The 20,116-nt window shown below is 60.0% G+C and carries 19 protein-coding genes; 14 read left to right on the top strand and 5 right to left on the bottom strand.

Annotated features, from left to right (window positions below; all coding sequences use genetic code 11):
- The first annotated feature begins 16 nt into the window (after positions 1–16).
- From G7Y52_RS05680 to rlmN, 14 genes are all read left to right on the top strand, one after another.
- A complete protein-coding gene (locus G7Y52_RS05680) occupies positions 17–667 on the top strand; it encodes a biotin attachment protein (RefSeq protein ID WP_165067507.1) in 651 nt (216 codons plus the stop codon).
- A 50-nt stretch (positions 668–717) separates the two neighbouring features.
- Positions 718–1,056 carry a hypothetical protein gene (locus G7Y52_RS05675; protein WP_165067505.1) on the top strand — a complete coding sequence of 113 codons (339 nt, stop codon included), beginning with the start codon at positions 718–720 and terminating at the stop codon, positions 1,054–1,056.
- An 87-nt stretch (positions 1,057–1,143) separates the two neighbouring features.
- A complete protein-coding gene (locus G7Y52_RS05670) occupies positions 1,144–1,683 on the top strand; it encodes a single-stranded DNA-binding protein (RefSeq protein ID WP_165067503.1) in 540 nt (179 codons plus the stop codon).
- A gap of 573 nt (positions 1,684–2,256) precedes the next feature.
- Positions 2,257–3,528, top strand: coding sequence for a sulfate adenylyltransferase (sat, locus tag G7Y52_RS05665; protein ID WP_165067501.1), 1,272 nt, complete (start codon positions 2,257–2,259; stop codon positions 3,526–3,528).
- Between the two features lie 507 nt (positions 3,529–4,035).
- Entirely contained in the window at positions 4,036–5,064 is a 1,029-nt protein-coding gene (locus G7Y52_RS05660) for a hypothetical protein (RefSeq protein WP_165067499.1), read from the top strand.
- Positions 5,065–5,537: 473 nt separating this feature from the next.
- Positions 5,538–6,086, top strand: coding sequence for an RsbRD N-terminal domain-containing protein (locus G7Y52_RS05655; protein WP_165067497.1), 549 nt, complete (start codon positions 5,538–5,540; stop codon positions 6,084–6,086).
- A gap of 102 nt (positions 6,087–6,188) precedes the next feature.
- Positions 6,189–7,208: a sulfate reduction electron transfer complex DsrMKJOP subunit DsrM gene (gene dsrM, locus G7Y52_RS05650; protein ID WP_165067495.1), complete on the top strand. Its 1,020-nt coding sequence runs from the start codon at positions 6,189–6,191 to the stop codon at positions 7,206–7,208.
- Positions 7,209–7,220: 12 nt separating this feature from the next.
- The gene (gene dsrK, locus G7Y52_RS05645) at positions 7,221–8,882 is read left to right on the top strand and encodes a sulfate reduction electron transfer complex DsrMKJOP subunit DsrK (protein ID WP_165067493.1); all 1,662 of its coding nucleotides are present in this window, start codon (positions 7,221–7,223) and stop codon (positions 8,880–8,882) included.
- Positions 8,883–9,266, top strand: coding sequence for a sulfate reduction electron transfer complex DsrMKJOP subunit DsrJ (dsrJ, locus tag G7Y52_RS05640; RefSeq protein WP_165067491.1), 384 nt, complete (start codon positions 8,883–8,885; stop codon positions 9,264–9,266). It abuts the gene before it with no gap.
- A complete protein-coding gene (gene dsrO / locus G7Y52_RS05635) occupies positions 9,266–10,057 on the top strand; it encodes a sulfate reduction electron transfer complex DsrMKJOP subunit DsrO (protein WP_165067489.1) in 792 nt (263 codons plus the stop codon). The genes dsrJ and dsrO overlap by 1 nt, the downstream gene beginning before the upstream one ends.
- Before the next feature lie 12 nt (positions 10,058–10,069).
- Complete coding sequence (gene dsrP / locus G7Y52_RS05630) at positions 10,070–11,236, top strand: sulfate reduction electron transfer complex DsrMKJOP subunit DsrP (RefSeq protein ID WP_165067487.1); 1,167 nt, start codon at positions 10,070–10,072, stop codon at positions 11,234–11,236.
- A gap of 130 nt (positions 11,237–11,366) precedes the next feature.
- Positions 11,367–11,489, top strand: coding sequence for a hypothetical protein (locus G7Y52_RS15470; protein ID WP_277424292.1), 123 nt, complete (start codon positions 11,367–11,369; stop codon positions 11,487–11,489).
- A 424-nt stretch (positions 11,490–11,913) separates the two neighbouring features.
- The gene (locus G7Y52_RS05625; RefSeq protein WP_165067550.1) at positions 11,914–13,245 is read left to right on the top strand and encodes an HD domain-containing protein; all 1,332 of its coding nucleotides are present in this window, start codon (positions 11,914–11,916) and stop codon (positions 13,243–13,245) included.
- A 127-nt stretch (positions 13,246–13,372) separates the two neighbouring features.
- Positions 13,373–14,434 (top strand): 23S rRNA (adenine(2503)-C(2))-methyltransferase RlmN, encoded by a 1,062-nt coding sequence (rlmN, locus tag G7Y52_RS05620; protein ID WP_165067485.1) that lies wholly within the window; start codon positions 13,373–13,375, stop codon positions 14,432–14,434.
- A 64-nt stretch (positions 14,435–14,498) separates the two neighbouring features.
- On the opposite strand, the gene G7Y52_RS05615 is transcribed toward rlmN, so the two are convergent.
- The 5 genes from G7Y52_RS05615 to G7Y52_RS05595 form a co-directional block, all read right to left on the bottom strand.
- Positions 14,499–14,981, bottom strand: a complete 483-nt coding sequence (locus tag G7Y52_RS05615) for a FeS-binding protein (RefSeq protein ID WP_165067483.1) — start codon at positions 14,979–14,981, stop codon at positions 14,499–14,501.
- Positions 14,978–15,946, bottom strand: coding sequence for a 4Fe-4S dicluster domain-containing protein (locus G7Y52_RS05610; protein WP_165067481.1), 969 nt, complete (start codon positions 15,944–15,946; stop codon positions 14,978–14,980). Before G7Y52_RS05610 ends, G7Y52_RS05615 begins: the two co-directional genes overlap by 4 nt.
- Positions 15,947–16,259: 313 nt before the next feature.
- The gene (locus G7Y52_RS05605) at positions 16,260–17,678 is read right to left on the bottom strand and encodes an oligosaccharide flippase family protein (RefSeq protein WP_165067478.1); all 1,419 of its coding nucleotides are present in this window, start codon (positions 17,676–17,678) and stop codon (positions 16,260–16,262) included.
- A gap of 9 nt (positions 17,679–17,687) precedes the next feature.
- Complete coding sequence (locus G7Y52_RS05600; RefSeq protein ID WP_165067475.1) at positions 17,688–18,617, bottom strand: efflux RND transporter periplasmic adaptor subunit; 930 nt, start codon at positions 18,615–18,617, stop codon at positions 17,688–17,690.
- A complete protein-coding gene (locus tag G7Y52_RS05595; RefSeq protein WP_165067472.1) occupies positions 18,617–20,083 on the bottom strand; it encodes a TolC family protein in 1,467 nt (488 codons plus the stop codon). Before G7Y52_RS05595 ends, G7Y52_RS05600 begins: the two co-directional genes overlap by 1 nt.
- Positions 20,084–20,116: the final 33 nt, after the last annotated feature.

The raw sequence follows: 20,116 nt of genomic DNA, 5'->3' as shown, positions 1-20,116 counted from the left end.
ACAGTACGGATATACCATGATCGACATTTCCGCCTTGCTGGACGAAATCAAGGCCTCGCCCTACCGTGAGATCATCATCCGCACGCCCCACACCGGGCGCGTGACCTTTGCCGCTGTCAAGGCCGGTGAGATGGTCATGGGCCCCCAGGGCCAATGGAAGGAAAAGCCCGGCACGCAGATCGCCACCCTGGAGCGCGAGCGCAATCCCAAGCCCATCTGCGCGCCGGAAAAAGGCGCGGTCAGCCTTGTGCACACCGAGCTGGAGGGGCGCTTTGTGGAAGCGGGCACGCCGCTGGCCGTGCTGCGCCACATGCTCACCCGCGACGAGGTGCAGCACATCATCCTGCAAAGGGCCCTGTATCTCTTCCGGGCGCCGGAGCGGGCCAAATACTATTTCACGCCCGAGGCAGATAAAAAAATCCGCGCCTCGGACACGCATTCCATGATCGTGCGCGAGGGCATGGAACTTTTTATCATGTCGCGCATGAAGCGCGAGGTGCCCCTCTCCTACACGGGGCCGGACGGCGTGATCTACGCCGTTTACTTCAAGTACAATGACAATATGGATGTGGGCGCGCCCCTGATCGGCGTCTGCCCGCCGGATCAGCTCCCGGCCATTCAGGAGGTCATTATGCGCGTGCAGACGGAATGGGCGGAAAAAACATAACACGAAAAGACACTGCTCTGAAAAGCATCTTTTCAGAAGCGGGAGGCAATATGGGTAAAGCACTGCAAATCCGGGTCAGCGCCGTGACCTGGAATCAGGATTTGTTGGAAAAACTCTGGCCGCAACTCACGGAATTGGCGTTCAGCGTGCCCATCCAACATGAAAAGCGCGGGGTGCTGGAAATGGTCCGCGCTCTGGACGAAGGCCTGACGTTCATGAAATGGTCCAAAAACCGCCAGGACGTGATGGGGCCGGGCATCCGCAAGGCGGCAAGCCTGAAGAAAGAGCTTGAAGCGGCGCTGGCCGACTGGCAGCCGCGCGAGGCCAATGCCTTGAGCGACCAGTTGGAAGACGTGCTGGATCAACTGGAACAAGCCTTTGCAGCCTGAACCCGCATTTGTTTTTTGAGGTTGCCGGGCCCGGCCCGGCAACCCCTCCAGGCCACTGCCTGATATATCTTATCCCGGAGCATTGCCATGCTGAATAAAGTCATGATCATCGGCCGCCTGGGCCGCGACCCGGAATTGCGTTACACCCAGAGCGGCGCGCCGGTGGCCAGCCTGAGCGTGGCCACTGACGAATCCTATACGGATCGCGACGGCAACAAGGTCGAACGCACTGAATGGCACCGCGTCTCGGTCTTCCAGCGCCAGGCGGAAACCTGCGCCAACTACCTGGTCAAGGGCAGCCTGGTGTATGTGGAAGGCAGCCTGCAGACGCGCAAGTGGCAGGATCAGCAGGGTCAGGATCGCTACACCACGGAAATCAAGGCCCAGCGCGTGCAGTTTCTGGATCGCAGGAGCGACGCGCCCCGCGCGCACGCCGGTGCGGGCGGCTACGAAGGTGAGTACGCAGCCCCAGGCTCGGGCGGCGGGCCCGCGCCCCGCCGGGAAGCCCCGCGCAGTCAGGGCGGGCAGGCGCAGCCGCGCCAGGCCCCGAATCGCCAGGGCCAGGATCAGGATCTCGGCCCCGCCTTCCCCTCAGAGGCTGCAAACATGGATGAAGTGCCCTTTTAGAGCAGATTACTTTTGACTTTTTATGAAAGTCAAAGGTGGCATTCAGGCGAAAAATGCGGTTTTCGCCTGAATGCACGCCGCGTTGCGGCGGCTGCCGCTTTCGCGTCAGCAGAGCATTTTCAAAGAGAAAATGCTTTGGAGCAGAGAGCTTTTGAAACGCTCGCTCCGACGCGCAACGGCGCAAATCAATTTTCTCTGCTGTCGTCAGCCGTAAGGCGGCACAGCCGCCAACGGCTGACGCGCGCGGCGGGCACTGCTTCGCCCTGCCAGAGCGTTGAGCTGCTTTCATGAGCAAAACGCTCTCATCTTGCGGTCGGCTTTGCGTGACGTCTTTGCCACGCGACCGCCGGCTTGCGCGCCTCCCGGGCAAAACCCGCGTCTCTTCTCCGCCGCGCGCTTCGCCCGCCGCCCGCTCCGACATTCAAAGAAGCCGTAAAAAATTCTGAAAGATAGTTGACTTTTTGTTAGATTATTCACAAGATAACTGTCGAAATTGCTCTACTCCTGCGACGGCGTCACCATTTCCGCCGGGCGCGGCGAGACTTCCATAACCAAAACACGGAGGAGTTCGCGATGTCCAAACTGGTACCCCCGCATGGCGGCAAGGGTCTGGTGTGTTGCCTGCTGGAAGGCAAGGCCCTGGAAGATGAAAAGAAAAAAGCAGCCGGCCTGAAGCAGATCGAGATTTCTTCCCGCGCCAAAGGCGACCTGATCATGATGGGCATCGGCGGTTTTTCGCCCCTGAACGGCTTCATGAACAAAGCCGACTGGAAGAGCGTCTGCGAAAAAATGCTGCTCACCGACGGCACCTTCTGGCCTGTGCCGGTGACGCTCGACATCTCCGCCGCGGACGCCAAAGACCTCAAGGTCGGCCAGGAAGTGGCCCTGGTGCGCAAGGGCGACATCATGGCCACCATGAAGGTGGAAGAAGTTTATGAAATGACCGAAGCCGACAAAAAGTGGGAATGCGAGCTGGTCTTCAAGGGCGAAGGGCCCGACTCGGAAAAATTCTGGGAAGTGGCTCCCGAAGATCATCCGGGCGTCAAAATGGTGCTCGCCCAGAAGGAATACAATCTCGCCGGCCCGGTGAAAGTGCTCTCGCAGGGCGAATTCCCCGAAAAGTTCCCCGGCGTGTACATGACCCCGGCTCAGTTGCGCGCAAAAATGGACGAGCGCGGCTGGCAGAAAGTGGCCGCCCTGCAACTGCGCAACCCCATGCACCGCTCGCATGAATACCTGGCCAAGATCGGTGTGGAAGTCTGCGACGGCGTGGTCATTCACTCCCTGGTGGGTTCCCTCAAGCCCGGCGACATCCCGGCCGAAGTGCGCGTCAAGTGCATCGACACCCTGGTGGAAAAATACTTTGTCAAAAAATTCGTGATCCAGGCCGGCTATCCTCTGGACATGCGCTATGCCGGGCCGCGTGAAGCCCTGTTGCACGCCACCTTCCGCCAGAACTACGGCATCAATAATTTGCTGGTGGGCCGCGACCATGCGGGCGTGGGCGACTTCTACGGCATGTTTGAGGCCCAAGAGATCTTCCGCAAAATGCCCGTGCCTGACGACGACGGCAAGCGCCTGCTCTGCCAGCCCCTGAATATCGACTGGACCTTCTATTGCAAAAAGTGCGACGGCATGGCCTCCATGCGCACCTGCCCGCACAGCAAGGAAGATCGCGTGATCCTCTCGGGCACCAAATTGCGCAAGATGCTCTCCGAAGGCGCGGAAGTGCCGGATCACTTCGGCCGTGACGAAGTGCTCGCCATTCTGCGGGAGTACTATTCCGGCCTGACCGAAAAGGTTGAAATCAAGATGCAGCGCGCCGCCGCCGGTTCCACCATGTAGCAGCGGCCTGCTTGTGACCTGTGAAAAAGGACGCCCTGAAGGGCGTCCTTTTTCATAGAGCAGATTACCTTTGACTTTTTATGAAAGTCAAAGGTGGCATTCAGGCGAAAAACGCGGTTTTCGCCTGAATGTACGCCGCGTTGCGGCGGCTGCCGCTTTCGCGTCAGCAGAGCATTTTCAAAGAGAAAATGCTCTAGAGCATTTGCTTTTGAAATTATTCAATTTCAAAAGCGGCGCTGCCATCATTTCCCCGCAAGCGGGACAAACGCCTGAAAAGCGTGGTTTTCAGGCTCATTCGGCTCTGGCGCAACGCTCTGGCAGGGCGAAGCCAAGGCTGCCGCAGAAGATACATCAGCCCTGAGCCCTGCGCTTTACGAAGCATAAAAAAGAGACTATATACTGCATACTTTTTGGCCTGAGCTTCTTGCGGGAATTTTTTTCACAAAAGCGACCCGCAGCGGCCGCTGCCGGGCGCGCACGCGCCCGAAATCCGGTTACAGGTGGCTCATGAACCGACCTCGCGACATAGTTACCGGCGCATTGTGCATCGCATTGCTGGGCGCGGCATTCTGCATCTGGAGCGCTTTCGGCAACGACGTCAACTTTTGTGTGACTGCCGGCTGTTCCCTGTACCAGGACTTCACCCTGGGCGGCATTTCCCTCTGGTGGGCAGGCTGCGCCACCTTTGCCCTCCTGGCTCTGACGGCCCTGCTGGGCGCGGCGACCCTGGGCCGGGCGGTTGCCGGGCTCGCGCTGCTGGGCGACACCTGCCTGCTTCTGCTCATGGCGCTCACCGCGCCGTGCGTGAGCTGCCTGGTGGCAGCCGTGCTTTTTGCCTTGAGCTATCTGAGTTTTCGGCAGGCCGAGGCCCGGGCCGGACGCGGCCGCGAGCCCCGGGCCCGGCGTTCTCTTTTGCTCTGGGTCTGGGCCGCGCTGTTTATTGTCAATGTGGGCGCAGTGGCCCGCTCCCAGGCCGCGCTCTGGCCCATCACCGAAAACGGCGACGAAGCTTCGGTGCGCATGTTTTTCTCGCCCTCCTGCCCGAGCTGCCGCGAAGGCGTGGCTTTGCTCTCCGGCCATGTGGACGTGGCTTTTTATCCCTTGGCGGAAAATGATAACGATATCTACAAAGTAGCCAGCATGCGCCGTCTTTTGGACACGGGCATGAATCTGGCCGAAGCCCTGGCCCAGTCCCAGGAAGTCGCGCGTCCCTCGGGCCTTGCCGCCTGGAGCCCGGATCTGTTGTGGCTGCGCTTCAGAATGCTGCGCAACAAAGCCCATGTCTTTTCCTCCGACGCGCAGACTGTGCCCTTCTTTGAATATCATGGCCTGCCCGCCATGCTTGTCAAACAGAGCAAACACAGCTCCCCCCGCAGCCAGGCGACACCGCCCCGGGCCCCGGCGCCCCCGTTTTCAGCCGAGCCGCCCATGCCGGATCGCCCTTCCGCAGTCCCGCCCCAGCCCGGCGCGGACGCGACCCTGCCTCTGGAGCCACAGGTGGCGGGCCAGTGCGGCGGTCCCACGCCCTGCCCCTGACAGGCGTACCCGGTCGGATACATGTTTTTCACGGCAATGACGAAATTTCAGATGCAAAACGACAGGGCATGCTTCTCTTTGGAGCATTTTTTGATTGAAAATATCCATTTTCAATCACTTCGCTGCCATCATTTCGCGTCCAGGACGCTGTCTGGACACTCGTTTGGTGCGGGCGCCAGCTAGAGCATTTTGCTTTTGAAATTATTCAATTTCAAAAGCGGCGCTGCCATCATTTCGCGTCCAGAACGCGGTCTGGACGCTCATTCGGCGCGGGCGTCCGCTCCCGCGGCCGCCAGAGCAATTTCAAAGTGAAATTGCTCTAACGCTGTCGCCCAGAGCGTTTAGCTACTTTCATGAGCAAAACGCTCTGGTCAGATGCGTCAGCCCTGGCGTAAATGCGGGTGAGGACTTGACGCATTTCCTCCTTCCCCCTTATATGAGAAGGTCATCTTTACACCCCCTCCGTGGTACGCATGAACGCACTGGAACTTTTTCGCAGCCATAGACAGGAAGTGGCACGCCTCTGGACAGAGGCGGTCTATTCGACGTATCCATTTGAAACAACAGGTTTTCTTCGCACACAAGAGGACCCTTTCGGCAATCCCGTGGCGCACATGACCAAGGCGGCGGCGGCGGCGGTTTATGATGCCGTGGCCGGCGAAGACGTGGACATGAAAACGGTGAAGGGCGCGCTGGAGCGTTTCGTCAAACTGCGCGCCGTGCAGCAATACCTGCCCAGTCAGGGTCTCGGCGTGTTTTATCTCATGAAGCCCATTTTGCGGCAGCGCCTTTTGCCTCTGTGTGCAGCGCAAGGCGAGCTTGAAGCCTATCTGGAGGCGGAATCGCGTCTGGACAGCCTGACGCTGCTGGCGTTTGACATCTATGTTGCGGCGCGTGAAACCCTCGCGGAATCACGCATCAAGGAAATACGCAACCAGCACGCGCAGTTGGCGCGCTGGGCGCAGAAATTGGAGAACGGCCCGTCCGATCCGCCCGGCTCATCCGGCACGGAGGGGCGCTGACGCCGCCAGGGCATGGCGCGGTGCAAGTCGCCTGGAATGAATGTTCTTCTCAAAAGCCCGCTGGGGGCTTTTGAGACAACTTTAGTGGAAGTGAGGTAGGGAATGTTTTCATCATTACTGCTGGTGCTGCTCACAGGAGCCGTCGCCTGGGCGGGAGCGGCCGCAGGGTTCGCCACCCTGTTCGGCGTGGCGCTGCCGTATGTGGCGGCGGTCGTCTTTATTGTCGGCATGGTCTGGCGCATGGTCTACTGGGCCAAATCGCCGGTGCCCTTCCGCATTCCCACCACCGGCGGGCAGGAACAGTCACTTGATTTCATCAGGCAGAACAAGATCGACTGTCCCAGCACGACCTGGGGCGTGGTGAAGCGCATGTTTCTGGAAGTCTTTTTCTTCCGCTCCCTGTTCCGCAATACCGTGGCCGACGTGCGCGAAAACGATCCCGTGAGCAACGGGCCGCGCAACATCTATTACTCTTCCCTGTGGCTGTGGTTTTTCGCCCTGCTCTTCCACTACTGCTTTCTGCTGATCTTCATCCGCCATTTCCGCTTCTTCGTGGAGCCGGTGCCCGCGGCCGTCACTTTTCTGGAATCCATTGACGGGATCATGCAGGTGGGCTCGCCGCGCTTTTACTGGACCGGCGGCCTGGTGCTCGTGGCCCTGCTCTTTCTTCTGGGGCGGCGGCTTTTCAATCGCCGCCTGCGCTACCTCTCCCTGCTCAATGACTATTTCCCGCTCTGGCTGCTGATCGGCATCGTGGGCACGGGCCTCTGCCTGCGCTACTTCGACAAGACCGAAATCGCCCAGGTCAAGGTGTTCATCATGAGTCTGGCGCACTTTGCGCCCGTAGCGCCCGAGGGCATCAATGCCATGTTCTTCGTGCACCTTACCCTGGTCAGCGTGCTGCTGATTTACTTCCCCTTCTCCAAGCTCGCGCATATGCCGGGCGTGTTCTTCAGCCCCACCCGCAACATGGCCAATAATTCACGGCGGGTGCGGCACATCAATCCCTGGAATCCGCCCAAGCAGTACTTCACCTACGCCGAATACGAGGATGCCTACCGCGACGCCATGGCCGAAGCAGGCCTGCCGCTGGAAAAGCAACCCGACAAGGCCGCCGAGTAAGGAGTCGTAATCATGGCAAAGTTACCTACGCCGCAAATGCTTGTGGCCAGCCGTCCGGCTTTTCCGGAAAAAAGCTGGCTCGACACCAAGCCGGAATTCACGCCGGGCAGTTTCTGCTACCCGGCCAAGAAGGAAACCATGGAACTTCTGCATATGCCCAATCCCCACGAGTGGGATCCGGCCGCGGAAGACTGGAATCTGCCCGAAAACTGGGAAAAGATCCTCTGCGACGCTTTTGCCGAGCGGCTGGAAAAGCACCGCTCGCTGAAGCTTTTCATGGACATCTGCGTGCGCTGCGGCGCCTGTGCGGACAAGTGTCATTTTTTCCTGGGCACCAATGACCCCAAAAACATGCCGGTGCTGCGCGCCGAACTGCTGCGCTCGCTGTACCGCCGCGACCATACCATGCTCGGCAAAATTCTGGGCAAAAAAGCAGGCGCGCGCGGCTGGGACATGAGCGTGGTCAAGGAGCTCTTCTACTACGCCTACCAGTGTACGGAATGCCGCCGCTGCTCCCTGTACTGCCCGTACGGCATCGACACTGCCGAAATCACCATGATCGTGCGCGAGCTGCTGCATGAGGTGGGCCTGGGCATTCACTGGATCATGGACCCGGTCAAAAATTGCAGTTTCACGGGCAACCATCTGGGCATCCAGCCCCACTCCTTTGTGGAAATCGTGGAAATGCTGGCCGACGACTGCGAAACCGTGACCGGCATCCGGCCCAAGACGCCCTTCAACAAAAAGAATGCCGAGATCCTCTTCATTACGCCCTCGGGCGACGTGTTCGCGGACCCGGGCATCTATACCTTCATGGGCTATCTGCTGCTCTTCCACGAGCTGGATCTGGACTACACCTTTTCCACCTATGCCTCGGAAGGCGGCAACTTCGGTTCCTTCACCTCGTTCAACATGGCCAAGAAGCTCAACGCCAAGATGTACGCCGAAGCCGCCCGCCTGAACGTCAAATGGATACTGGGCGGCGAGTGCGGGCACATGTGGCGCGTGATCAATCAGTACATGGACACCTACAACGGTCCTGCTCCGTCCAACATGGAAATTCCGGTCTCGCCCATCACGGGCACGGTGTTCGGCAATGCCGCATCCACCAAGATGGTCCACATTGCCGAGTTCACGGCCGACCTGATCCACCACAACAAGCTCAAGCTGGACCCGAGCCGCAACGATTATCTGGTCACCACCTTCCACGACTCCTGCAACCCTGCGCGCGGCATGGGCCTGCTTGAGGAGCCCCGCTATGTGCTCAAGGCCGTCTGCAACAACTTCGTGGAAATGCCCGAAAACACCATCCGCGAGCAGACCTTCTGCTGCGGCGCGGGGTCGGGCCTGAACACCGAGGAAATCATGGAACTGCGCATGCGCGCGGGCATGCCCCGCGGCAACGCCCTGCGCTATGTGCAGCAGAAATACGGCGTCAATCACATGGCCTGCGTCTGCGCCATCGACCGCGCCACCCTGCCGCCGCTGGCCGATTACTGGGCTCCCGGGGTTTCGGTGAGCGGCTTGCACGAGCTCGTCGGCAACGCCCTGGTCATGAAGGGCGAGAGCAAGCGCACCATGAATCTGCGCCAGGAAGACCTGCCCGGCGTGGCGGAGGACGAGCCGGAGGAAAGCCCGGCGGATGCGCCCCGGGCGCAGGGGGAGGGCCAATAAATGTATAACGCCAAAGCTGTCATTATCGGGATCGTCATCTTTGTGATCCTGTTCACCTCTCCGTTCTGGATGAGCTTTCTGGGGCAATCCTACACCAATCCCGGCGTAGTGCTGCCCAAGGACGAAAAGAACTGCATTGAGGATGTGGAATTCATGCGCGCCCAGCATATGCGCCTGCTCGACGAGTGGCGCGATCAGGCCCTGCGCAAGGAAAATCGCGTCTATGTCTCCGCCAGGGACGGCAGGAAGTGGACCATCAGCCTGCAGAACACCTGCATGAAGTGCCACACCAACTACAAGGAATTCTGCGAGAAGTGCCACGTGGCCAACAGCGTCTATCCCTATTGCTGGACTTGCCACATTATTCCCACGGAGGGCAAGTGATGAACAGGAGCAGAAGAAGCTTTTTGAAAGTGGCGGGGCTGTCGGCCTTTGCCCTGAGCAGCGGGATGGCGGCCCTCACCGGCCTTGCGGGCACGGCCCGGGCCCAGATTGCGCCCGGGCGCTATGTGCGGAATGAAAAATCCCTGACCGCCAAACGCTGGGCCATGGTCATCGACACGCGCCAGTTCCGGGGCCCGCAAGACTACGAACCGCTGATCGAGGCCTGCCACACGGCCCACAACGTGCCGCACATTCCCGGCAATCAGAACATCAAATGGCTCTGGCTGGACAGTTACCCCCATGCCTTCCCGGACGACATGAACGCGCACATCAACGACAGAACGCGCCAGGCCAGTTATCCGCTGCTCTGCAATCACTGCAGCAACCCGCCCTGCGTGCGGGTCTGCCCCACGCAGGCCACCTACAAGATGGAAGACGGCATTGTGGCCATGGACTATCACCGCTGCATCGGCTGCCGTTTCTGCATGGCGGGTTGTCCCTACGGCGCGCGTTCCTTCAACTTCAGAGATCCGCGCCAGTTCCTGCCCAATCCCGTGCCCAACCCGGCCTTTCCCACGCGCATGATCGGCGTGGTGGAAAAATGCAACTTCTGCGTGGAGCGCCTGGCCGAAGGCAAGATGCCCGCCTGCGTGGAGGCCTCGCGGGGCAAGCTGCTCTTCGGGGATCTGGAAGATGCCAACTCAACGGTGCGTCAGGCCCTGGCCGCCAATTACAGTATACGCCGCAAACCCAACCTGGGCACGCAACCCGGCGTCTACTACCTTATCTAGGGAGAACAGGCCATGCTTGAAAAACTGCTCACCGGTCCCAAGACCTATTATGTGTGGCTGCTCTTTCTGCTCTGCGTCATCGCGGGCTGCGGCCTTGTTTACTGGCAGCAATTGCAGACGGGCCTGGCCATCACCGGCATGAGCCGTGATGTGTCCTGGGGCCTGTACATTTCGCAGTTCACCTACTTCGTGGGCGTGGCGGCCTCGGCCGTGATGCTGGTGCTGCCCGCCTATTTCCACCACTACAAGAAATTCAAGCGCATAATCATCTTTGGCGAGTTCATGGCCGTGGCGGCCGTGGTCATCTGCGCCCTGTTCATCGTGGTGGATCTGGGGCAGCCCCAGCGCATGCTCAACGTCATGCTCCATCCCACGCCCAATTCGGTCATGTTTTATGACATGATCGTGCTGATCGGCTATCTCTGCCTGAATATCGTCATCGGCTGGGTCACTCTGGAGGCCGAACTGCGGGACGTGGAACCGCCCAAATGGGTGAAGCCGCTGGTTTACCTTTCCATTCTCTGGGCCTTTTCCATCCACACGGTCACGGCCTTCCTCTATGCGGGCGTTCCCGGCCGTCACTACTGGCTGACGGCAATCATGGCCGCACGCTTTTTGTCCTCGGCGTTTTGCTCCGGTCCGGCCATCCTCCTGCTGCTCATGCTGCTGCTGCGGCGACTGACCGGCTTCGAGCCGGGCAGGGAAGCCGTCAGGACTCTGGCCACGATCATTGTTTACGCCATGTGCGTGAACGTCTTCTTCTATCTGCTTGAGCTCTTCACCGCCTTTTACAGCCAGATTCCGGGCCACATGGAGCCCATGCTCTTCCTGTTCGCCGGGCACGGCGGGCATCTGGCCTGGGTAAGCTACTGGATGTGGGCCGCGGTCATCATGGCCTTCGCCTCTTTGGCCCTCCTGATTCCGCCGCAATGGCGCACCGGCCCGCTGATGCCCGTGGCGCTGATCATGCTGGTGGCCGCCACCTGGATCGACAAGGGCCTGGGCCTGCTTATCGGCGGCTTTACGCCCAATATGTTTGAGGCCATCACGCCGTATATGCCCACGCTCAAGGAAATTGTGGTGGCGCTGGGCGTTTATGCCGTGGGCGCGCTGGTGCTTTCCCTGCTCTGGAAGATCGCCCTGGCGGTCAAGAAAGAAAGCGGGCATTTCGGAGATTGACGGTTCCTGCCGCATGAGCTTCCACAACGCCCCGCGCCAAAAGCGCGGGGCGTTTTTGCTGCCCCGGCCCGCGTGCGCCTCTAGAGCAATTTGACTTTTATTTTATTTAAAAATCGTTTAGATTGCAGAGATGAAATTTGCATCTGAAGAAATCCGAACCAAGGCTGTTCATGCGTATCTTGATGGAAAAGCAACAGCCAGGCAATTGGCAGATATTTTAGGTTATACCCCGGCTAGAGCATTTTTTGATTGAAAATATTCATTTTCAATCAATTCGCTGCCATCATTTCGCGTCCAGAACGCGGTCTGGACGCTCATTCGGCGCGGGCGCCAGCTAACGCTGTCGCCAGAGCGTTTAGCTAATTTCATTAGCAAAACGCTCTGTGAAGAGCTGCGCCAAAAGTTCCCCGCATCCGCTCCCCTGCGCGGGGGATTCGCTGCCAACAATGCGACATGCTTGACTTTCAGGCCCCGGCCTGTGCATACTGAGCCATCTCGTCTTTCCTTTTTCGCCAGAGCATTTTCACCTTTACCATGCTCTCGGTCGGATTACCTTTGAAATTTTACAAATTTCAAAGATGTCGTTCCGGGAACGATTTTTCCCGGAAGCAACGCCGCATGGCGGCGCGCTGTACCCTGTGCAGCGTTTTAAAGGCAATATGTTCTAGGAGCCCATGATGCAGAACGCGCTGAAGGAAGCTATCATCATCTGCAAAACCCTGCTGCGCAACGGTTATGACGCGCATGTGATCAACGCCCCCCTGCAGGAAGCTTTGCTGCAAAAAGCCGCGCAACCGGCTGTTGACATCGGCTGCGAGCCGGATATGGATACCTTGATCAAGCTCTTTCCCAAGGCGCGCATGGAGTCGGAAAAACGCGCCATGGCCGAGATGGAGGAAAACGGGATACTTTTCCGCTTCTACCCCCTGGAAGTGGCGGATGCCGGTCACCCCGAGCTTTCCCTGCTGCGCATCACGCCCAGCATGGCGGCCATGCTGGAGCCCGGGGAGCGGCGGCAACTGCGCATGACCGGCTTCGGCAGCCCCGCGCCCAGCGGCGACGCGTATGAGGGTTTTGCGGACGTGAAGGGCGGAGCCATCCGCCTTGCCGGTCTGCCCGACGAAACCCTGCGCCACAACTATCTTCTGGCTATCAGGGCTTTGCGCTTTGCGGCCAATTACGACATCCCCATCGAGCCCAATACCTGGCTGGCCATTGTGCGGGCTTCAGCGCGCGTGCTGGATTATGTGCCGGCCACGGACATTATGGACGAATGGCGCAAGGTGGCTGCGGAGTCCATGTACCGTTTCGTGCGCCTCTTGTATGACGCGCACATCCTGCAAGGTCTGATTCCTGAAGTGGCGGCGCTTTCCTGCATCCGCCAGCAACGCGACAAGAACGGCGAGGAGGAAACGGTTTTCGAGCACACCCTGAAATGCATGCGGCATTACCCGGAGGAAGGCTTTCATTATGACTGGCTGGGCACAATGGCCATGCTCTTTCATGACGTGGGCAAGCTCTATACCGGCGAATACTTCGACGGCCAGTGGACGTTCTACCAGCACCACCGGGTCGGGGCCAAGGTCACGCGCAAGATACTCCGCCGCCTGCACTTCGCGCAGGAAGACATTGACCTGCTCTGCCATCTGGTCAACCACCACATGCGTTTTCACTTTATGCTGACGGACAGGGGCATACGCCGCTTCAAGGCCCTGGACGAATACCCCCGGCTTATCGCCATGTCCCGCGCCGACATTCAGGCCCGCGACGGCAGCTACACCTCCTTCAATCACAATATGAAATACCTGGATCGGGCCGAAACGCCGGAGCAGATGCTGGAACCGCTTCTGAACGGCAATGAGATTATGAGCGAAACCCGCCTGACTCCCGGCCCTCTGGTCGGCGTGATCCGCGACGCGCTCTTGCAGGCCCAGATCGCGGGCGAAGTCACGGACCTGGAATCCGCCGTGGATTTTGTGCGGGCCTATGCGCGCAAGTCCGTGGGCTGACCCACAGGCGTGCTGAGGGCACCCTGACATCTTTGAACTTTCTCCCGGACAGCCTGATTTTATTCCACAGACATGGCCGCTTCCGGGGTTCCGCGGTTTGGGCCGTGCGCGTCGGGCAGGATCAAGCATGATCAATCTTCTCAATTTCACCCTGCCCGAGCTCACTGCCTGGATGCAGAATGAGCTGGGCGAGCCCAAATTCCGGGCCGTGCAGGTCTGGCAGTGGATCTGGCAAAAAATGGCCCGTGACTTTGCGGACATGAGCGATGTTTCCAAGGCCTGCCGTGCCCGCCTTGCCGCAACGGCGCGCATTTCCTGGCCCGAGATCGCCGGTTTGGAAGAAAGCCGGGACGGCACCACCAAGTTTCTGCTCCGCCTGGAGGACAGCGCGCTGGTGGAGACCGTGCTGATTCCCTCGGATTCACGCGAGGGCGTCCGGCGCTGGACCCAGTGCCTTTCCTCCCAGGTGGGTTGCGCCATGGGCTGCACCTTTTGCGCCACAGGCCAAATGGGCTTTGAGCGCAATATGAGCATGGGCGAGATCCTCGGTCAGATTCTGGTGGCCCGCGAGCATCTCGGCGACAAGCGGCCGGACTGGCCCATACTGCGCAATCTGGTCTTCATGGGCATGGGCGAGCCCCTGCTCAATCTCACGGAAGTCATGCGCGCCCTGCGCAGCCTGAACAACGACAAGGGGCTCAATTTCTCGCCGCGCCGGATCACGGTCTCCACCTGCGGCATTGAAAAAGGCCTGGCAGAGCTGGGCGAAAGCGGTCTGGCCTATCTGGCCGTGTCCCTGCATGCGCCCACGCAGGAGTTGCGGGCCCGAATCATGCCCAAGGCGGCGCGCTGGCCTTTGGATCGACTTCTGGCCGCGCTCGACTCCTACCCGCTGAAGACGCGGGAACGGATCACCTTTGAATATCTGCTGCTTGGCGGCATCAATGACGGGCCGGAACAGGCCAGGGAGCTGGCCCGGCTGATCCACGGCATGGGCAGGGGCAAAGGCAAGCTCAACCTTATCGTCTATAACCCGGCTGAAGGCGCGCCCTACGCCGCCCCGGACGAAGCGCGGGTTCTGGCTTTTGAGCAATATCTCTGGAAACGGCAGATAACGGCCATCATCCGCAAAAGCAAAGGGCAGGACATCAAGGCCGCCTGCGGGCAGCTTAGAGCAATTTCACTTTGAAAATGCTCTAAAGCGGCCCGGCATACCGACCCGGCCTGAGCGAACAACGGCCGCAGCCCCGCTTTCAGGGGCGGGCCCGGCGTTTGCGGCGGGGTTCTGCCGCGCTCCGGAGCCTGAGCCACTGCCCGCGCAGGAGCAGACGCATACATACCAGGGGGAAGAGCGCAAGAACGCAGAACAGGTGCCCCAGCTTGATCAGGGCATAGGTGGAGTCGTACACGGAAAATCCCGGCAGGTTATGCAGGATCAGGACTATGCCGCTGATCCCCAAAAATCCCAGCAAGATGGCCCGGACCAGGCCGAAACGGGTCAGGGCGTATTCCCGCCGTCCCAGACGCCACCAGACCACGGCAGCGTATGCGCCCAGCAGCAGGAGCGCGGCCGCGGACCAATAATGCGCCACTGTGGGCGACGAGCGCCAGACAGGCATGATGCCGCAACGATGGGCCACGGGCAGATGCGCCAGGCCGCTCAAGACAGCCGCCAGCACGGCGGCGAACCACAGCAGATTGAAAAAAGATGAGAAAAGCCTGGGGCGTTGCGTCATACGTTGCGCTTTTTCTGTTTTTCCCGCCAGGTGCGCACCCAGGCCAGGCCCGCTCCGGCCAGCGGAGCCAGCAACACGGCGCCCAGCAAACGGTTTTCGCGCTCCATGCTGGCGCCCGCCGGGCGCATGCTGGGCCGTCCGGGTCCGATCTGTTCCTCACGCAGCAGAGCCGCCTCTATATCCCGGAAAAGCAGGGAGGAGACATACAAAGCATTGGTTCCGCCGTTTTCCTTGAGGCCGAAAATATCGCCGCCGCGCTCGTCGGCCAGGGCTTTGGCCTTTTCCACCATTGCCGCGCGGGGCCCGATGCTTTGCGCCTTATGGGGGCAGGCCGCCACGCAGGCAGGCGGCTTGCCCTGGGCCAGCAATTCCCGGCAGTAATCGCATTTGAACATCTGGCCGTTGCCCAGATACCGCGGCGCAAGCTCAAGGTAGACCCCAACCCCTGATTGGCGCCTGGGAATCAGCCAGGGGCAGGCGCGGTCGCACTGGCCGTCCCCCATGCACACGGAATGATCGATATATACCGCGCCGTTCCGGTTTTGACGGGCCGCGCCGGTGGGGCAGAGATTGGCGCAGGGGGGATTTGTGCAATGCATGCAGCGCCGGGGCAGAAAAACCCTGCGCTCGCCCTGCTCCGTCTGTACGGTGCAGGACTGGATGTACAGCCAGTTATAGGGCGTCAGGCGATCGATGATGCCGCGCCGCTCAGACCAGTCGCTCACGCGCACCCATTGCGGATAGGGTTGCGGAATGGGTTTCACCGGCAGAGGAATCCGCTCAAGATTGCGGCTGCGGCAGGCCTGCACACATTGGCCGCAGCCCACGCAGGCATCCACGTCAATGAGTGTGGCCAGATCCTTGCCGGCTGCCCGGGCTTTGCCCGGAGCGAGCGGCAAAGCGCCGCCAAGGGCCAGACCCGCGGCGCACTTCAAAAAGCGGCGACGATGCCCACGACTGTCCATAACCGATCTATCCTTCCAGTGCGACCGCAGTCACAAAACGTGATCAATGTTCAAACAGGTTCTGGCCGGGCAGTGAAAGAACATACCGTGAACATTTCAGGAGCAGAACAGCGTGGCGTGTGCCGCCTGCCGGCAAGGCATAGTCATCGTGCCGCATACGGCAAATTCACGACGCCAATACTTCGGAAAAGCCGCGTGCAGCGATCCGACACTTCCGCCTTCAATCATGTCTGCCGAAAATGTAAAGCAGACGAGGCGAGGCGTCAATGCCACGCGCGGCGCGCCATCGCCACCAGGGTCTGCCCCGGCAAACTCACGCCGCTTGCGGCTCGGCCTCCTCTTCAAAGGGCGGCGGCGGCCGCCAAAGCCAGAACAAGGCCAGAAGGGGCAGCAGACCGGCCAGCTCTGCGGCTTCACGCGGCAGCGCAAGGCCGACGCCCCACCATAACGCCAGGCTTGCACCCGCCGCGCCCAGCATCAGCGCCCACTGCCCCGGACTCATGGGTCTGGCCGCCCACTGAAAAAAACTGACTGTGAGAATGGCCACCCAAACCTTGGTAAAGGTCAGGGAGAGCGCGGCGCCTTCAAGGGGCATGGAAGGAATGAGCGTTATGCAGCAGACGATGTTCACGGCCAGGCCGCTGAGATAAAAACAGAGCAGAAGTTTTTGCCGACGCATGCCGATCATGGCGTAGGCGGCCAGATTGTGCAAAAAAGCCGTGGCAAGGCAGGGCGTGAGCAACTGCTGGGCCGTGACCGCGCTTGCGTAATTGGGCCCGTAAATCAACGGCAGAAAACGATCGCTCTCCACGCAGATCAAAAAAATGATCGGCAGGGAGGCGGCCCACAGCGATCGGGCCGTCTGCCCGGCCAGACGGCGGAAGATTTCGCGATCCTGTTGCCAGAATCTGGCCAGCAGGGGAAAGATGACCTTGCCGAGCAGGGCGCTGGAAACAAGCACCGAGAGGCCTTCCACTGTTTCCCAGGCCACGCTGTAGCCGCCCACGGCGGCATCCCCGCCGTATTGCTTCAGAAAAAAGACGTTGAGTTTGTTGTAAAACATGGCGCAGGCGGCCATGCAGGTAAAGATCAGGCCGCTTTTCATCTGCCGGGCCAGATCCAGCATGCCCGCAAGCCCTATGCCCGCAAGGGGGTTGCGCCCCAGAGCGGCGAGGGCAAGGATGATGCACAGCAAGGATTCCACGGGCTTGTACAAGGCAATAAAAATGGGCGGAGCATTGAGCAGGACGCAGACAATGCCGTAGCCGATGCCGATCAGCGAGGACGGCACGCGGATGCGCATTTCCACATCCTGGCGGCCCCGGGCCTGGCAAAGCGCGAAAAAGGAATCGCTGACCCCGTCAAGCCCCAGGCCCGCGGCAATGCAGAGCACGATCAGGCGCAGCTCGGGCGTATAGCCCTGCCAGCCGGTGATCAGCCAGGTGACGCCGAGCGCAGTCAGCAAAATGGCCAGCTTGAGCCAGGTCACTTCCCCGAGCAGCGCGCGCGGGCGGCTCTCGCGCCGGGCAAAGGTGGAGAGCAGAAAGTCGTTAAGGCCCACATCGGCAATGGTTTTTACCAGATACCCGTACGACAGGGCCAGCATGATCTGGCCCAGCATGTCTTTACTGTGGCGGGCCAGCAGAATGGTGAAGATGGTCCAGGAAAGATCGCGCGTCCACTGTGCGCCCAGAACATAGCCCAGCCGCCGGGGAATGCTTTTCAGCTTCATGGAGGCGGCTTACCTGCTCCCGCCAAACCGCACCACAGCCTTGAAACCGGGCTTCAGCTCAAGCTCCGGATTCGGCACAGTCAGCTCCACAGTATAATAGGAGGGGTTGCCCACGTTCATATCTGTGGAGACCCAGGAGATCTCAGTAACTGTGGCCGTAAACTTCTTGTTCTGCAGGGAGGGAATTTCCACCTCGGCAGTGTCGCCCACCTTGATGCCGCTGACTTCGGCCTCATAGACTGGCACCTGGATCAGCACGGGATTGAGCTGCCCCACACGGATGGGCATGCTGCCGGCAGCCAGCGTGGTGCCCGCGTTCAAGGTGGCGTCCAGGGAAAGCACATAGCCCCTGATCGGCGAGGTCAGCACCAGCGTCGGCGGCAGTTGCTCGCCCTCAATGATTGTGGTGCCGTAATACCTTTCCAGCTCCTTAAGCCGCGCGGCAAAATTGCTTTCCGTCTTCCGGATGGTGATCCGCAGCAGCTCAATGCGCTGCTTCAGGGAAGCCACGTCGTCTTCCAGGCGGGCCAGGGCCTGTCTGGAGCCCAGGCCGGAAGCGACCAGCTGGCGGGCCTTGTTGCGCTGGGCCGTGATTTCGGCCAGGCGCCGCTCAAAATCCAGCACCTGTCCTTTGAGATGCTCGGTGCCCGCGCCGGTGGCCACTTCGCGCTGCAGCACGCGCTCGGCTTCTTCCTGCAAATGATAGCGCAGCAGGGGCGAGCCCTGCTCCACCGCGTCGCCGGCCTTGACCAGCACCTCGTCCACCACGGCATTAAAGGGAATGGGCACCGCGCGGGTGACGGTGGTGACCACCTTGCCGGTAAGAATCGTGGATGTGCCTTCAGCGGCGGTCGCAGGGCCTGAAAGCTGAAGCAGCAACGCAAGACAAAGCGCCGTCCGGAAGACGGCGGAGAGGGAAAACGCGGGGGCGAACCACATCACATGAACTCCTTGGCGGGCAACCCGAGGAAGCGCTCCTGCAAGAGATTGGCGACGTACATCCATTCCAGATTCGCGAGTTTGTATTCCATTTCCGCCTCAATATAGGAAATCCTGGCTTTGACCATTTCTTCCTGGCGTTTGGCCAGCGCCGGCAGTTGCTCCGTGCCCTCGGTAAAGGCGATATGGGCTTCCTTGTACTGAAACTCTGCGGTATTGAAGCGGGTTCTGGCCAGCTTGAGCTGGTTTTCGGCCAGGGCCACGCGCTGCTCCGCCTGCAGCCAGGTGTTGGAGTAGGCGCTGCGCTTGCGGGCCATTTCATGAAAAGCCTGGGCCTTTTGCATGCGCGCGGTCTGCACACCCCGGTAGCGGCGGCCCCAATCCAGCAGCGGAAAATCAAAATTCAGATGCAAAAACGTGTCTTCGCTGCCGCTGGCCGGCTGATACTGCCCGGCCGGAGGATAATTATTGATCTGGATGGACATGTCGGGAATATACTGAGCCCAGGCCACCATAATATTAAAGTCCCCGAGCTTGATCTGGGCGCGCAGCAGGAGTTCGTCCTCGCCTGTGGGCCAGCGTTCCTCCCAGCGCAGCTTGTGGCCGTCAAAGCCGGTCAGGATGCCATCCGCGCTGGCCGTATCCACATTCAGGCGCTGCTGGGGCTCCACCCCGGCCAGAATTTTAAGCTGCGTGCGCTGCATCACTTCTTCCATGCCGGTTTTTTCCACCATAAGCTCTATTTCGCGCTCGTGCTGCGTGGCCAGATTCAGCGAAACACCCTGGCGGCCTTCCACGGATTCCACCTGTTTCCAGTACTGCACCAGTTCCTTGCCCACAGGCAAAAGCTCTTTCTGGGCCGCTACGATTTTTTGCTGGGCCTGGAGCTTGAGATAGGCCTGGGCGATTTTGTAAATGGCCTCGCCTACGGCTTTGCGGTGCGCGGCAATGGCCAGGTTGACCATGATTTTCTGCACCTGATGCTCAAAATAGGTGGCCACGGGATTGGGGAAGGCCGCGTAAAAACCCACACGGAACTTGGTCCGACCGTAATCGCCCGGGGTATCCTTATTGTCCATGTTATAGACAGTAAGGTTGTTGGATACCTGGAGGCTCATGCGGGGCTCGGGCAGATACTTCCAAATCGCGTCGGTCAGGGCCAGGCGTTTGATTTCCAGATCCACGGCGCTGTTGACCAGCAAGGGCGATTGCTGGATGGTCAGAAAGACGCAATCCTCATAGCTGAAGCTTTTGTCCGGATCATAGAGATTGGGCACAGCGGCTTCCAGTTTGGCCTTATTTTCCACGGGCACGCCGGGCGCTTCTTCCAGCCAGTGTTTGGCCGGAAGCTCGGGCGATTTGAGACCGGCTTTATTGGAAGCACAGGCGGAAAAGAAAAAAGTCAGAAAAATCAGCGCCAGAAAAAGCGGACGCGCGGAAAGCGCGATTCGTGCAAAATGCGGCATCTGTCGACCCTTTGGACTCGCGCCAGGCGGCTG

Source organism: Desulfovibrio sp. ZJ200 (genome assembly GCF_011039095.1).
GTDB lineage: Bacteria > Desulfobacterota > Desulfovibrionia > Desulfovibrionales > Desulfovibrionaceae > Desulfovibrio.
The sequence above is the reverse complement of the archived record's forward strand: the minus strand, read 5'-3'. Positions and strand labels throughout refer to the sequence as shown.

Coding starts and splice junctions, on each gene's coding strand:
- G7Y52_RS05615 (WP_165067483.1), bottom strand. CDS start 14,981: ATGACGCAACGCCCCAGGCTTTTCTCATCTTTTTTCAATCTGCTGTGG.
- dsrM (WP_165067495.1), top strand. CDS start 6,189: ATGTTTTCATCATTACTGCTGGTGCTGCTCACAGGAGCCGTCGCCTGG.
- dsrP (WP_165067487.1), top strand. CDS start 10,070: ATGCTTGAAAAACTGCTCACCGGTCCCAAGACCTATTATGTGTGGCTG.
- G7Y52_RS05595 (WP_165067472.1), bottom strand. CDS start 20,083: ATGCCGCATTTTGCACGAATCGCGCTTTCCGCGCGTCCGCTTTTTCTG.
- G7Y52_RS05625 (WP_165067550.1), top strand. CDS start 11,914: ATGCAGAACGCGCTGAAGGAAGCTATCATCATCTGCAAAACCCTGCTG.
- G7Y52_RS05675 (WP_165067505.1), top strand. CDS start 718: ATGGGTAAAGCACTGCAAATCCGGGTCAGCGCCGTGACCTGGAATCAG.
- G7Y52_RS05600 (WP_165067475.1), bottom strand. CDS start 18,617: ATGTGGTTCGCCCCCGCGTTTTCCCTCTCCGCCGTCTTCCGGACGGCG.
- dsrO (WP_165067489.1), top strand. CDS start 9,266: ATGAACAGGAGCAGAAGAAGCTTTTTGAAAGTGGCGGGGCTGTCGGCC.
- dsrK (WP_165067493.1), top strand. CDS start 7,221: ATGGCAAAGTTACCTACGCCGCAAATGCTTGTGGCCAGCCGTCCGGCT.
- G7Y52_RS05655 (WP_165067497.1), top strand. CDS start 5,538: ATGAACGCACTGGAACTTTTTCGCAGCCATAGACAGGAAGTGGCACGC.
- G7Y52_RS05610 (WP_165067481.1), bottom strand. CDS start 15,946: ATGGACAGTCGTGGGCATCGTCGCCGCTTTTTGAAGTGCGCCGCGGGT.
- rlmN (WP_165067485.1), top strand. CDS start 13,373: ATGATCAATCTTCTCAATTTCACCCTGCCCGAGCTCACTGCCTGGATG.
- sat (WP_165067501.1), top strand. CDS start 2,257: ATGTCCAAACTGGTACCCCCGCATGGCGGCAAGGGTCTGGTGTGTTGC.
- G7Y52_RS05670 (WP_165067503.1), top strand. CDS start 1,144: ATGCTGAATAAAGTCATGATCATCGGCCGCCTGGGCCGCGACCCGGAA.
- G7Y52_RS15470 (WP_277424292.1), top strand. CDS start 11,367: ATGAAATTTGCATCTGAAGAAATCCGAACCAAGGCTGTTCATGCGTAT.
- G7Y52_RS05660 (WP_165067499.1), top strand. CDS start 4,036: ATGAACCGACCTCGCGACATAGTTACCGGCGCATTGTGCATCGCATTG.
- dsrJ (WP_165067491.1), top strand. CDS start 8,883: ATGTATAACGCCAAAGCTGTCATTATCGGGATCGTCATCTTTGTGATC.
- G7Y52_RS05605 (WP_165067478.1), bottom strand. CDS start 17,678: ATGAAGCTGAAAAGCATTCCCCGGCGGCTGGGCTATGTTCTGGGCGCA.
- G7Y52_RS05680 (WP_165067507.1), top strand. CDS start 17: ATGATCGACATTTCCGCCTTGCTGGACGAAATCAAGGCCTCGCCCTAC.